The sequence below is a fragment of the Lentzea cavernae genome, from assembly GCF_014653695.1.
In the GTDB taxonomy this organism is placed as follows: Bacteria; Actinomycetota; Actinomycetes; order Mycobacteriales; family Pseudonocardiaceae; genus Lentzea; species Lentzea cavernae.
In genome coordinates this window covers 616,097-628,440 of sequence record NZ_BNAR01000002.1, presented here as the reverse complement: position 1 = coordinate 628,440, position 12,344 = coordinate 616,097, and the positions used below count along the sequence as shown (strand labels likewise).

Below are 12,344 nucleotides of genomic sequence, written 5' to 3'. Positions count from 1 at the left end.
TGAGGTAATTGGTTACTTTTCGTGAGCATAGGTCAACCGCAACAAAAAGGAGAGACCTATGACCACCCCGCTCGCCGTCGTCACCACCTACTTCGACGCCCTGGAGGCCGGTGACCTCGCCACCGTCGCCGACCAGTTCGCGGACGACGTCGTGTGGCACCAGCCGGGGGACAACCAGTTCTCGGGCGTGCACCGCGGCAGCGACGCCGTCGGAGCGATGCTCGGCGGGATGATGGCCGTGTCGGAGGGCACCTTCTCGTTGAAGCGCAACGCCCCGTTGCTGGTGAACGGGGAGCTCGTCGCGGCGTCGGTTCGCTGGACGGCGAAGCGGTCCGGCGCCGAGATGGACGGGACCGGTGTCGACCTCATGCGCGTCGTGGACGGCGAGGTCGTCGAGGTGTGGCTGTTCACGGCCGACCCGGCGCAGGAGGACACGTTCTGGGGGCGGAGCTAACGAAACGGCATGTCTGCCACCCACAGGTAGCGGGTACCGACAGACTGTGGGCGTGGAACGGGATCGCAGGTGGACGGACAAGGGTGAGGCGATCGGGCACGGCGTGAGCTGGCTCGCGCGGTGGAGTCTCCGGACGGCGCTGGCCGTGCTGGGCTTCTGGATGCTCTTCTGGCTGATCGGCAAGCTCTGGGTGGTCGTGATGCCCGTGCTGCTGGGGCTGCTGATCACGACGGTGCTGTGGCCGCCGGCGCGGTGGATGATGTCGAAGGGCATGAACGCGGCGCTGTCGGCGACGATCGTGCTGGTCGTGGGCCTCGGCGTGCTCGGAGGTGTCATCGCGGCGATCTCGTCGTCGATCGCCTCCGGTGTGCCGGAGATCGCGCAGAGCGCGCAGAAGGCCGTCACGCAGCTGCAGGACTGGGCGTCCGGGCCGCCGTTCAACCTGAAGGGCAGTGACCTCGACCGCCTCATCTCGCAGGGCGTCGAGCAGCTCAAGTCGAGCATCGGGTCGATCGCGGGCGGGCTGCTGACCGGGGCGGGCGCGGTGACGTCCGGCCTGGTGACCGGGTTGGTGGCGCTGCTGCTGGCCTTCTTCTTCGTCAAGGACGGCATGCGGTTCACGCCGTGGCTGCGCGGCGTCATCGGTGAGCGCGCCGGCGTGCACGTGACGACGGTGCTGGAGCGGGTCTGGGCCACGCTCGGCAGCTTCATCCGCAGCCAGGCGGTCGTGTCGCTGATCGACGCGATCTTCATCGGCGCCGGTCTGCTCATCCTCGGCGTGCCGCTCGCGATCCCGCTCGCCGCGCTGACGTTCCTCGGCGGCTTCATCCCGATCATCGGCGCGTTCATCGCCGGCGCGCTGGCCGTGCTGGTCGCGCTCGTCAGCAACGGCCTGACCACGGCCATCATCATGCTGATCATCGTGATCGTCGTGCAGCAGGTCGAGGGCAACGTGCTGCAGCCCATCCTGCAGTCGCGCAGCCTGCGCCTGCACGCGGCGGTCGTGCTGCTCGTCGTCACCGCGGGCACCTCGCTCTACGGCATCGCGGGCGCCTTCTTCTCCGTGCCGGTCGCCGCGGCCGTGGCCGTCGTGGTCCGCTACCTGGGCGAAGTCATCGAGGCGAGGTCCGTAATGGATACGTCACATCCTGCCGGGGATGAACCGGCAGAGACCGAGCGTTCTCCTGAGTGAACACCGAGAAGAGGAGCGTCACAGTGACGGAGAAGGCAGTTCTCGCGGGCGGCTGTTTCTGGGGCATGCAGGACCTGTTCCGCCGCCACCCCGGAGTCGTCTCCACCCGCGTCGGCTACACCGGTGACCCCAGCACGCCGAACGCCACCTACCGGCGCCACGGCAACCACGCCGAGGCCATCGAGATCACGTTCGACCCGGAGAAGCTCAGCTACCGGCAGATCCTGGAGTTCTTCTTCCAGATCCACGACCCGTCGACCCGCAACCGCCAGGGCAACGACATCGGCGCCGGCTACCGCTCGGCGATCTTCTACACCGACGACTCCCAGAAGCAGGTCGCGGAGGAGACGATCGCGGCCGTCGACGCCTCGGGCAAGTGGCCGGGCAAGGTCGTCACCGAGGTCACCCAGGAGTCCGACTTCTGGCTGGCCGAGCCGGAGCACCAGGACTACCTGGAGCGCTACCCCAACGGCTACACGTGCCACTACGTGCGGCCGGAGTGGCAGCTCGGCGAGCGTTGATCGAGATCGTCGCGCTGCACGTCTCACCCGTGCACGCCTTCGAGGGCCGTCCGTCGGACGGCCCTCGTCCCGATCCCGGGCCCGTCTCCCGCGACCACGTCGTCGTCCGGGCCGGTCTCGGCATCGTCGGCGACCGCTACTTCAACCACCCCGCGCACCGCAACGCCGCGGTCACGTTCATCGCGGCCGAGTCGCTCGACCCGTGGCCGGTGGACCCTCTGCTGGCACGCCGGAACGTGGTGGTGCGCGGGTTCGACGTGGACGCGCTGACGCGCGGGACCGTGTTCAGCCTGGACAGCGGTGACGGGCCGGTGCGGTTCGAGGTGCACCGGCCGGCGAACCCCTGCGCGTGGATGGACCAGGTGATCGCTCCGGGTGCCTTCAAGGCGTTGCGGGGCAAGGGCGGTGTCCGCTGCGTGCCGCTGGACGACGGGGTGCTGCGCACAGGTGAATCCGCCGCGGCCATGGTGGACGCATGAAGCGGTTGCGCCGCAAGCCAACGATCATCACGGCGGTAGGCCTCACTCTGACACTGGCGGCCGCGCTCTCCCTGTGGAAGGTCAGCAGCGCCCGCACGTTCCAGTTCTTCGGTGACCTGGTCGACCGGGTGGAGACCAACGAGAAGGTCGTCGCCCTGACCTTCGACGACGGTCCCGACCCCGCCGGCGCCCAGCAGGTCCTGGACGTGCTGGCAGCCGAGAACGTCCCGGCCACGTTCTTCCTCATGGGCCGCGACCTCGCGAAGCACCCCGACCTCGGCCGGCAGATCGCGCGGGCCGGGCACGAGATCGGCAACCACACCTACACCCACCAGCGCATGGTCGGCGTCCTGCCGGGCACGGTGGCGAAGGAGATCGAGGACACCGACGCCGAGATCCGCAAGACCGGCTACAGCGGTGACATCCACTTCCGCCCGCCCCACGGCAAGAAGCTCTTCGCCCTGCCGCACTACCTGCGGCAGCACGGCCGCACCACGGTCATGTGGGACGTGGAACCGGACTCCGAGGGCACGCCTGCCGCGCAGGAGATCGCGCAGCAGACCCTGAAGCGGACCAAGCCGGGTTCGATCATCCTGCTCCACCCCATGTACGGGGCGCGGGAGCAGACCCGGCAGGCGCTCGAGCCCGTCATCACCGGGCTCAAGGAGCGCGGTTACCGGTTCCTCACCGTGTCCGCGCTCCTCGACAGGCGCTAGATCAGGTCGGCCAGCTCCACCCGGCGCAGGAACTCGCCGCGCACCCGGTCCGCCACCGCGTTCACGACCTCGGCGCCGTCCTGCGAGGGGTCGACGTGCACGCGGAACGGCGGCTTGGCGGCACCGACCACGTCCACGATCGCGTCCGCCACGGCCCCGGCGTCCGCCCACGACGGCTCCAGCTCGGCGAGGCGCTCACCGACCTGGTCCATCAGACCGGGGTAGAGCTCCTCGTACTCCTGGGCCCGCGAGGTGTCGGCGGGGGTGCCGCTGTGCGCGAAGTGGTTGGTGCCCCTGGTGAACGCGCCCGGCACGACGATCGTGGTCTCGACGCCGAAGCGCAGCAGCTCGGCGCGGTAGGACACGGCGACGGCGTCCATCGCCGCCTTGGCCGCGAAGTACGGGGCGAGGTACGGGGGAGTGCCGCCGCGCGTCGAGCTGGAGCCCACCCACACGACGTGGCCGGAGCGCTGTCCGCGCAGGTGCGGCAGGGCGGCGCGGTTCACGCGCTGGGTGCCCAGCACGTTGACGTCGTACAGGTCCGCGTACTGCTGCGGGGTGAAGGCCTCGGCCGGGCCGGTGACCATGTGGCCCGCGTTGTGGACGACCACGTCCAGCCGGCCCTGCTCCGCGATGATCGACGCGATCGCGGCGTCCGCGGACTCCTGCGACTGCACGTCCAGTTCGACGGCGTGCACGTCGGCGGTGTTCCCGGTGCCGAACGCCTCCAGCTCGGCGACGGCGGAAGCGTTGCGGCCCGTGGTGTTCCGCATGCCGGCGTAGACCGTGTGACCGGCGAGACCCAGCCTGCGCACGGCGAGCGCGCCGAACCCGCTGGACGCTCCGGTGACGACGATGACCCTGCCCATCAGATGATGCCTCCGTTCGCACGAATGGTCTGGCCGTTGATCCAGCGGGCCGGGCCCGCCAGGAAGGAGATGACCTCGGCGATGTCGTCGGTGGCGCCCAGGCGCTCCAGCGGCGGCTGCTTCGCGAGGGTGTCGATCGTCGCCTGGTCCTTGCCGTCGAGGAACAGCTCGGTGGCGGTGGGGCCGGGGGCGACGGTGTTCACGGTGATGTCGCGGCCGCGCAGCTCGCGCGCCAGGATCAGCGTCAGCGCCTCGACGCCGCCCTTCGACATGGCGTAGGCGCCGTACTGGGGGAAGCGCAGGCCCACCACGGACGACGAGACGTTGATGATCGCGCCGCCGTTCCGGACGGTGCGCGCGGCCTGCTGGCTCACGACGAACGTGCCGCGGGCGTTGGTGCGCATGATCTTGTCGAAGACCTCGAGCTCCATGTCCGCGACGGTGCCGAGCGGCATGATGCCGGCGGAGTTCACGACGACGTCGACGCCGCCGAACGTCTCCGCGGCCAGCGCGAACGCGGCCGCGACGGCCTCCTCGTCGCCGACGTCGGCCTGGGTGGCGACCGCCTGGCCACCGTCGGCCTTGATCTTCTCGACGGCCTCGTCGGCAGCGGCCTTGTTGCCGGCGTACACGATGACGACGGCCGTTCCGTCGGCGGCGAGGCGCTCGGCGGCGGCCCGCCCGATGCCCCTGGATCCGCCGGTGACGATCGCAACGCGAGTCATGTCAGTACTCCCCACTGGTGTTTCCGTCGTTACCTCAACGAACGTATCACTGATATCGAATCGACGCTACCTTGGACGTGTTATCGTCGCTACATGGACACGAGGGAGCGTCTGGTGAGGGCCGCGGCCGACCTGCTCGTCGAGGGTGGCAAGGAAGCGGTCTCCACGCGCGCGGTCGCCACGGCCGCAGGGGTGCAGGCGCCGACGCTCTACCGGCTGTTCGGCGACAAGGACGGGCTGCTCGACGCCGTCGCGGCGCACGGCTTCGCCGGCTACCTCGAGTCGAAGCAGGCGATGGGCGCCACCGGCGACCCCGTGGACGACCTGCGGCGCGGGTGGGACCTGCACATCGGCTTCGGCTTGGCGCGGCCCGCGTTCTACCTGCTTATGTACGGCGAGGCGCGCAAGCGCGAGGCGCGGCTGGAGGCGGACGCGATGCTCCGCGGGATCATCGGCCGCATCGCGTCGGCGGGCCGGTTGACGGTCCCGGTGGAGCAGGCGGCGCAGTTCGTGCACGCGGCCGGCCTGGGCGTGGTGCTGGCGCTGATCGCGACGCCGGAGCAGGACCGCGACCTGGGGCTGATCAGCTTCACGCGCGAGAACGTCATCGGGGCGATCACGACGGACGCCTCACCGGAGCAGTCGACGGACATCCCGAGCCGGGCGATCGCGCTGCGGGCCGCACTGGAAGAGGACCCGCCCCAGATGCTCTCGCACGCGGAACGGGTCCTCCTGGCCGAATGGCTCGACCGAGTCGCCCGATAGCTAGGCGCTGTCCTGCAAGTCTCGTCGGGCGACAGCGGCGGACGAGGGCCCCGGAGACGGCACCGCCGCCACGCCCGAATACGCCCGGTATGAGGGCGTGGCGGCGGCACCGCCTCCGGGACTCTCGCCCGCGTCTCTCACCTGACGAACTTGCAGGACAGCCCCTAGGCGTTCGGGTCGAACGCGATCCCGGCGGGCTTCGCGCTGTTCAGGTTGTGGTTGAACGCGCTGTCCTTGATCCCGAGGGACGCGCTGCCGAAGTTGGCGTTCACGAGCTTGTCGCGCACGCCGGCCGGGAACCGGTTCCAGCTGACCAGGTCGGGGTACTGGTAGACCCCGTAGTGGTTCTCCGCCTGCTCGCCCGCGCCCGCCAGCCGGAAGCAGTGCGTGCTGGCGCCGTCCTTGTGGTAGATGATCTTCGGGTGGGTGCCTTCCCACTGCACGTTGGCACGCGGGTGGGTCTTGTACTTGCCGTGCTCCGAGGTCGAGACGTACTGGGCGACGTCGTTCTGCACCCAGACGACCACGTGCTCGATGTCGTGGCGGTGGCCGCAGCAGTCCAGGAACGGGACGGCCTGGTCCTTCTCGAAGTACAGGTCGTACAGGTAGGCGCACCAGCCGTTGTTGCACTTGGAACGGCTGTAGGAGTTGGTGTTGTCCAGGTCCGCCTTGTCGTGGCAGTCGCCCCACAGCTGGCCCGAGTTCTTCAGGCCGGGCGCGATGTCACCGTTCGGCGAGATCGCGGGCGTGGGGTAGCAGCCGTCGCCGTCGTAGTCGAACGCCGGCTGCCACTTGCCGTCGGCCTCCTCGTAGTTGGCGGGGATGGCCTGGGGCGGTGCGGCGAACGCGACACCGGGGACGAGCGCGGTGATCAGCAGGGCACCGGCGAGCGCGGACAGGAGTCTCTTCATCGACTTCAGCCTCCGGGGAGCAGGGGAGCGGAGAGGCCTTGCCAGGCAGAAGGTGGTACATGAACGGCGTTCACGTCTAGGTGCTTCGCCAAATCTTTGCCGTACCGGGAATTTCACAACCCCGGGACGGAATCGATCACGTCCCGGGGTCGCGCCGTCATCAGCCCAGCTCTGACCGCATGCGGGAGGCCGCGGCGACCATGTTCCGCAACGCCGGCTCCACCTCGGCGTAACCGCGAGTTTTGAGCCCGCAGTCGGGGTTGATCCACAAACGTTCACCTGGCACCGCGCGCACCGCCTCGGTGATCAGCGCGACGACGTCGTCCTCGCCCGGCACCAGCGGCGAGTGGATGTCGTAGACGCCGGGACCGATGCCGCGCGGGAACTCCAGCCCCTCGAGGATCTCCATCTTGGACCGCGCCGCCTCGATGGTCGTGACGTCGGCGTCGAGGTCGGAGATCGCGCCGATCACCTCGCCGAACTCCGAGTAGCACAGGTGGGTGTGCACCTGGGTGCCCGTCGTGGCGCCCGCGGTGGCGAGCCGGAACGCGCCGACCGACCACTCCAGGTACGCCGGCTGGTCCTTCCCGCGCAACGGGAGCAGCTCGCGCAACGCCGGTTCGTCGACCTGGATCACGCGGATCCCGGCGGCCTCCAGGTCGCGGATCTCGTCCCGCAGCGCCAGCGCCACCTGGGCCGCGGTGTCGGCCAGCGGCTGGTCGTCGCGCACGAACGACCACGCGAGGATCGTCACCGGACCGGTCAGCATGCCCTTGACCGGCTTGGTCGTCAGCGACTGCGCGTAGGTGCTCCACGGCACCGTCATCGGCTCGGGACGGGAGACGTCGCCGTGAACGACCGGAGGCCGCACGCACCGCGACCCGTACGACTGCACCCACCCGAACTCCGTGCAGGCGAAGCCTTCCAGGTGTTCGGCGAAGTACTGGACCATGTCGTTGCGCTCCGGCTCGCCGTGCACCAGCACGTCCAGGCCGATGTCCTCCTGCAGGTCGATCACGCGCGCGATCTCGTCCCGCATCCGCGCCGCGTACTCGGCCTCGCCGATCTCACCGCGGCGGACCGCCGCCCGAGCCCTGCGGATGTCACCGGTCTGCGGGAACGAGCCGATCGTCGTGGTCGCGAGCGGCGGCAGCCCCAGCCGGGCCTGCTGGGCCGCGGCACGCTCCTCGTAGGGCGCGCGAACCCGGTGCTCCGGCCGCAACGACGCGATGCGCGCCCGCACGTGGTCGTCCCGGCGCGGCCGAGGCGTCTCGTGCCGCGCGTCGCCGGGCAGTTCCCCGTCGCGCAAGGCCTTGCCCAGCACCACGATCTCGCGCACCTTCTGCCGCGCGAACGCCAGCCGCGCCCGCACGTCCGGCTCGAGGTTCTCGGCCTCGAGGTCGTACGGCACGTGCAGCAGCGTGGAGGACGACGACACGACGACCTCGCCCGCCGACCCCAGCAGCGACGCCGCCTTGGCCAGCGCCGCCCGCAGATCGGTGCGCCACACGTTGCGCCCGTCCACCAGGCCGGCGACCAGGACCTTGTCGCGCAACGCGGGGACCGCGACCGACGTGTCCGGCGCGCTGACGAGGTCGATGCCGATGGCCTCGACCGGCGACTCAGCCAGGACCGGCAGCGCCTCGCCCAGGTCGCCGTAGTAACCGGTGACGAGCAGCTTCGGCCGTCCGGGCAGGCCACCCAGCACGCGGTAGGCGCGCCGCAGGGCGCCGAGCTCGGCGGACGTGCGGTCGGCGGTGAACGCGGGTTCGTCGAGCTGCACCCACTCCACACCCTCGGCGTGCAGGCGGCCGAGCAGTGCGGCGTAGGCCTCCAGCAGGCTGTCGAGCAGCGTGATCGGGTCGAACCCCGGGGTGGTGCCCTTGGCCAGCAGCAGGTACGTCACCGGCCCGAGCAGCACGGGCCGCGTCGTGATGCCGAGCTCGCGGGCCTCGCGGTACTCGGCGACCGGCTTGTCACCGGCCAGCCGGAACTCCGTGCCGGGGCCCAGTTCCGGCACCAGGTAGTGGTAGTTCGTGTCGAACCACTTCGTCAGCTCCAGGGCCGCGGCCCCGCCACGCCCGCGCGCCGCCGCGAAGTACGTGTCCAGTTCGGACAGACCCAGGTCGCGGAACCGCTGGGGGATCGCACCGAACAGCGCCGAGGTGTCGAGCACGTGGTCGTAGAACGAGAACGTGTTGGAGGGCACCGAGTCCAGCTCGGACAGCTCGGCCCACGTCCGCGCCCTGAGGTCCCCGGCGGCCTCCCGCAGTGCCGCCTCGTCGATCGTGCCGGCCCAGTACTGCTCGACCGCGCGCTTCAGCTCGCGCTTCGGCCCGATGCGGGGGTAACCGAAAACAGTGCTGCCAATGGTCACAAGCTCTCTCCTCGCGAGCGTGCGGAAGCACCGGAGACACGCGAGCAGGGGGCAGCACGAGGCCCGCCCGTCAGCCCGCCCGAGAGGCTCCGGAGCACCGCGCACCGGATGGCGCGCGCACCTGCGGCAGGTCTTCGGACTCGTGGGCGCCGGCCTCGCTCCTACCGGCCGTCGCTTCCCGGATCTGGATCCAGTGCGTATGACGGCTTTCGTTCCCACTCACCGCTGCGGGGCAGTCCCGGAATCGCACCGGGTTCCCTTTTGCTCCACCTGGGCGAACCCGGGTGAACCGCTGGCGTCGCCGAGCCTAGCAAGGTTCCCGCGACCGCGGTCGGCGTCTCACTCGCGGGCCGAGCCGACCTTCCAGTAGCCGCTGAACATGATCGCCTTGCGGTCCACCCCGCGGTCCTTGGTCAGGTGTCGCCGCACCCCGGTCGCGAGCGCCGACTCGCCGCACGCCCACGCGTAGTCCACAGTGGACAGTACCTTGTCCTGGATGGCCTTCAGCACGGCGGAACCGGGCTCGGCGTCGCCGCGGTACACCCACTCCACGTCGAGGTTGATCCTGTAGGACTCGTCCGGCACCTCGACGAACACGTGCAGCGGCCGCGTCTCCACCTCGAGGATCGCGGCGAGCGCCGGCAGTGCGGTCTCGTCGGCCGCGAGCAGCACCGAACCCTCGGCGGGCGGGCGGTAGGCCGAGCCGCCCGCGCGGAACCCGGCCTTGTCGCCCGCGAGGGCGCGGCGGGCCCAGCGCGTGCCGGGGCCCGCGTCGCCGTGCACCACGAAGTCGACGTCGATCTCGGCCACCTCGGGCCGGTGCGCGCGGATCGTGTACCAGCGCAGGTCCGGCCTCGTGTCCTCGGGCATCTCGCGCAACGACGTGCGCACGTTGATGCGGTCGTCGGGCGGCATGACGAGCTCGCGCCCGGTCGCCACCAGCAGGCCGAAGTACTCGTCGGGCCCGGTCACCTCGAACGAGGCGAACTCCGGCGCGTGGAACGTGATGCGCCGCATGTGCTCGCCGAGCTCCGTCACCGCCGTGACGGTCATGACGAACTGGTCGAAGACCTCGCGGCGGTTCGCGGGGGCCATCATCATCTCGGCGGCCTTCGTGGCGGCCTTGACGGTGAACCTCTCGAAGGCGGAGTAGCGCGACATGCCAGCAAAGTACACCTTTGGTTAGGCTTACCTAAACCCTCGGGCGAAATCGAGATCAGTACCGCAGACTGCGGACATGTTCCCCAGGACCGCGCAACAGCAGTGGTGGTTCGCAGAGCCCGCCGGCAAGAACCGCAGCCAGGCCATCGGCCTGAGGCTCGCCATCGCCTACCACCAACGCGACGCCGAGGCCGTCGAACGACTGCTGCCCGACGCCGAGGACGAGGTCCGGCTGGTCATGGGCGCCCTGGAGAACGGCCTGCTCGCGCTCAACCAGCTCTACCCGCCCGCCCCGCCGGACGAGGTGTGGGAGCGCGTCACCCCGATCATCGACGCCGCCGCGCCCAAGGGCGTCGCACCCCGCACGCGCGCGCTGCTCGCCGCGATGTCGCACGCCGGGCTCGGCGAGGTCGACGAACGCAAGGAGGAGGACCCGTACGTGGGCGCGCACCTGTTCGCCGCCATCACGGCGATGCGTGCGCACGAGCGCGAGGGCGGTGTTCAGCGGATGCGGGAGAAGGCTGACGAGCTCGACCCGGCCTAGCCTGCGGGTGTTCGAGACGCTCCACCTGCGGCGATGCGGTTGAGGCGCAGCTAACACAGACCCGGACGTGCATGCTCATACATTGTCGTGCATAATTCTCAACGTGTCCAAGGTGCTCACTTCACTTCCGGCCGGCGAACGCGTCGGCATCGCCTTCTCCGGTGGTCTCGACACCTCCGTCGCGGTCGCGTGGATGCGTGAGAAGGGCGCTGTGCCCTGCACGTACACCGCGGACATCGGCCAGTACGACGAGCCCGAGATCGACACGGTCCCGAGCCGCGCCGGCACGTACGGTGCCGAGATCGCGCGGCTGGTCGACTGCCGGTCCGCGCTCGTCGAGGAAGGTCTCGCGGCGCTGGCCTGCGGGGCGTTCCACATCCGGTCCGGTGGCCGCGCCTACTTCAACACGACCCCGCTCGGGCGGGCCGTCACGGGCACCATGCTCGTGCGCGCCATGCTCGACGACGACGTGCAGATCTGGGGTGACGGCTCCACCTACAAGGGCAACGACATCGAGCGGTTCTACCGCTACGGGCTGCTCGCGAACCCGTCGCTGCGGATCTACAAGCCGTGGCTCGACGCCGCGTTCGTGACGGAGCTCGGTGGCCGCAAGGAGATGTCCGAGTGGCTGCTCGAGCGTGACCTGCCGTACCGGTCGAGCGTCGAGAAGGCGTACTCGACGGACGCGAACATCTGGGGCGCGACGCACGAGGCGAAGTCGCTCGAGCTGCTCAACGAGGGCATCGAGATCGTCGAGCCGATCATGGGCGTCAAGTTCTGGGACCCGTCGGTCGAGATCGCGACCGAGGACGTCACCATCGGCTTCGACCAGGGCCGTCCGGTCACCATCAACGGCAAGGAGTTCGGCGACGCCGTCGACCTCGTGCTGGAGGCGAACGCCATCGGCGGCCGCCACGGGCTCGGCATGTCGGACCAGATCGAGAACCGCATCATCGAGGCCAAGAGCCGCGGCATCTACGAGGCGCCCGGCATGGCGTTGCTCTTCATCGCCTACGACCGCCTCGTGAACGCGATCCACAACGAGGACACCGTCGCGGCGTACCACAACGAGGGCCGCAAGCTCGGCCGGCTGCTGTACGAGGGCCGCTGGCTCGACCCGCAGTCGCTGATGCTGCGCGAGTCGCTGCAGCGCTGGGTCGGCGCCGCGGTCACCGGCGAGGTCACGCTGCGGCTGCGCAGGGGCGACGACTACTCGATCCTCGACACGTCCGGCCCGGCGTTCAGCTACCACCCGGACAAGCTGTCGATGGAGCGCACCGAGGACTCGGCGTTCGGCCCCGTCGACCGCATCGGCCAGCTGACCATGCGCAACCTCGACATCGCGGACTCGCGCGCCAAGCTGGAGCTCTTCGCGGGCCTCGGCATGGTCGGCAACCGGCAGTCGGCGCTCATCTCGGCGCAGCCGGAGACCACCCAGCTGATCGGCGAGGTGCCGGACGGCGGCGCGGAGGCCATCGCCTCGCGCGGTGAGGTCTCGGAGGCCGACGAGCTGCTCGACGCGGCGGCCATGGAGTTCGGCACGGACTAGTGGTGGCATGACACAGGGCCCGGCGGAGACATCACTCCGCCGGGCCCTGTCGCATCAGCTATCAGTTGTGCCGCATCAGGT

At 70.0% G+C, this 12,344-nt stretch carries 13 protein-coding genes and 1 riboswitch; of the genes, 8 read left to right on the top strand and 5 right to left on the bottom strand.

From position 1 onward, the window contains the following. Nucleotides 1-58 precede the first annotated feature (58 nt). From IE307_RS08830 to IE307_RS08810, 5 genes are read left to right on the top strand one after another with little or no spacing between them, the layout of a single operon-like run. Nucleotides 59-454 (top strand): nuclear transport factor 2 family protein, encoded by a 396-nt coding sequence (locus IE307_RS08830; protein ID WP_191297351.1) that lies wholly within the window; start codon nucleotides 59-61, stop codon nucleotides 452-454. Between the two features lie 52 nt (nucleotides 455-506). Then, nucleotides 507-1,646 carry an AI-2E family transporter gene (locus IE307_RS08825; protein ID WP_191297350.1) on the top strand — a complete coding sequence of 380 codons (1,140 nt, stop codon included), beginning with the start codon at nucleotides 507-509 and terminating at the stop codon, nucleotides 1,644-1,646. A 23-nt stretch (nucleotides 1,647-1,669) separates the two neighbouring features. Beyond that, nucleotides 1,670-2,167, top strand: a complete 498-nt coding sequence (gene msrA, locus IE307_RS08820) for a peptide-methionine (S)-S-oxide reductase MsrA (RefSeq protein WP_191297349.1) — start codon at nucleotides 1,670-1,672, stop codon at nucleotides 2,165-2,167. Beyond that, on the top strand, nucleotides 2,146-2,646 hold the full coding sequence (locus IE307_RS08815; RefSeq protein ID WP_191297348.1) for an MOSC domain-containing protein: 501 nt from the start codon (nucleotides 2,146-2,148) through the stop codon (nucleotides 2,644-2,646). Before msrA ends, IE307_RS08815 begins: the two co-directional genes overlap by 22 nt. Beyond that, the gene (locus IE307_RS08810; RefSeq protein WP_191297347.1) at nucleotides 2,643-3,362 is read left to right on the top strand and encodes a polysaccharide deacetylase family protein; all 720 of its coding nucleotides are present in this window, start codon (nucleotides 2,643-2,645) and stop codon (nucleotides 3,360-3,362) included. The genes IE307_RS08815 and IE307_RS08810 overlap by 4 nt, the downstream gene beginning before the upstream one ends. Here IE307_RS08810 and IE307_RS08805 read toward each other — a convergent pair. Continuing rightward, complete coding sequence (locus IE307_RS08805; protein ID WP_229904537.1) at nucleotides 3,359-4,231, bottom strand: SDR family NAD(P)-dependent oxidoreductase; 873 nt, start codon at nucleotides 4,229-4,231, stop codon at nucleotides 3,359-3,361. The two genes, IE307_RS08810 and IE307_RS08805, sit on opposite strands and share 4 nt — an antisense overlap. Further along, nucleotides 4,231-4,956, bottom strand: a complete 726-nt coding sequence (locus IE307_RS08800) for an SDR family oxidoreductase (protein WP_191297346.1) — start codon at nucleotides 4,954-4,956, stop codon at nucleotides 4,231-4,233. The genes IE307_RS08805 and IE307_RS08800 overlap by 1 nt, the downstream gene beginning before the upstream one ends. A gap of 93 nt (nucleotides 4,957-5,049) precedes the next feature. Between IE307_RS08800 and IE307_RS08795 the strand changes: the two genes are divergently transcribed. Beyond that, complete coding sequence (locus IE307_RS08795) at nucleotides 5,050-5,721, top strand: TetR/AcrR family transcriptional regulator (protein WP_191297345.1); 672 nt, start codon at nucleotides 5,050-5,052, stop codon at nucleotides 5,719-5,721. Between the two features lie 164 nt (nucleotides 5,722-5,885). Here the strand turns inward: IE307_RS08795 and IE307_RS08790 are convergent, their stop codons facing one another. The 3 genes from IE307_RS08790 to IE307_RS08780 form a co-directional block, all read right to left on the bottom strand. Then, a complete protein-coding gene (locus tag IE307_RS08790) occupies nucleotides 5,886-6,632 on the bottom strand; it encodes an NPP1 family protein (RefSeq protein WP_191297344.1) in 747 nt (248 codons plus the stop codon). Between the two features lie 160 nt (nucleotides 6,633-6,792). After that, the gene (gene metE / locus IE307_RS08785; protein WP_191297343.1) at nucleotides 6,793-9,009 is read right to left on the bottom strand and encodes a 5-methyltetrahydropteroyltriglutamate--homocysteine S-methyltransferase; all 2,217 of its coding nucleotides are present in this window, start codon (nucleotides 9,007-9,009) and stop codon (nucleotides 6,793-6,795) included. Between the two features lie 108 nt (nucleotides 9,010-9,117). Next, a riboswitch (cobalamin riboswitch) is annotated at nucleotides 9,118-9,319 on the bottom strand. Between the two features lie 29 nt (nucleotides 9,320-9,348). Beyond that, on the bottom strand, nucleotides 9,349-10,170 hold the full coding sequence (locus tag IE307_RS08780) for a siderophore-interacting protein (protein WP_229904536.1): 822 nt from the start codon (nucleotides 10,168-10,170) through the stop codon (nucleotides 9,349-9,351). A gap of 76 nt (nucleotides 10,171-10,246) precedes the next feature. On the opposite strand from IE307_RS08780, the gene IE307_RS08775 reads away from it, so the two are divergent. Next, nucleotides 10,247-10,714 (top strand): hypothetical protein, encoded by a 468-nt coding sequence (locus IE307_RS08775; protein ID WP_191297342.1) that lies wholly within the window; start codon nucleotides 10,247-10,249, stop codon nucleotides 10,712-10,714. Between the two features lie 103 nt (nucleotides 10,715-10,817). Further along, the gene (gene argG / locus IE307_RS08770) at nucleotides 10,818-12,263 is read left to right on the top strand and encodes an argininosuccinate synthase (RefSeq protein WP_191297341.1); all 1,446 of its coding nucleotides are present in this window, start codon (nucleotides 10,818-10,820) and stop codon (nucleotides 12,261-12,263) included. Nucleotides 12,264-12,344: the final 81 nt, after the last annotated feature.

Bases quoted from the DNA above. Each gene is read 5' to 3' on its own strand.
- IE307_RS08830 (WP_191297351.1), top strand. From the start codon at position 59: ATGACCACCCCGCTCGCCGTCGTCACCACCTACTTCGACGCCCTGGAG.
- IE307_RS08810 (WP_191297347.1), top strand. From the start codon at position 2,643: ATGAAGCGGTTGCGCCGCAAGCCAACGATCATCACGGCGGTAGGCCTC.
- IE307_RS08805 (WP_229904537.1), bottom strand. From the start codon at position 4,231: ATGGGCAGGGTCATCGTCGTCACCGGAGCGTCCAGCGGGTTCGGCGCG.
- IE307_RS08800 (WP_191297346.1), bottom strand. From the start codon at position 4,956: ATGACTCGCGTTGCGATCGTCACCGGCGGATCCAGGGGCATCGGGCGG.
- IE307_RS08795 (WP_191297345.1), top strand. From the start codon at position 5,050: ATGGACACGAGGGAGCGTCTGGTGAGGGCCGCGGCCGACCTGCTCGTC.
- IE307_RS08790 (WP_191297344.1), bottom strand. From the start codon at position 6,632: ATGAAGAGACTCCTGTCCGCGCTCGCCGGTGCCCTGCTGATCACCGCG.
- IE307_RS08780 (WP_229904536.1), bottom strand. From the start codon at position 10,170: ATGTCGCGCTACTCCGCCTTCGAGAGGTTCACCGTCAAGGCCGCCACG.
- IE307_RS08775 (WP_191297342.1), top strand. From the start codon at position 10,247: ATGTTCCCCAGGACCGCGCAACAGCAGTGGTGGTTCGCAGAGCCCGCC.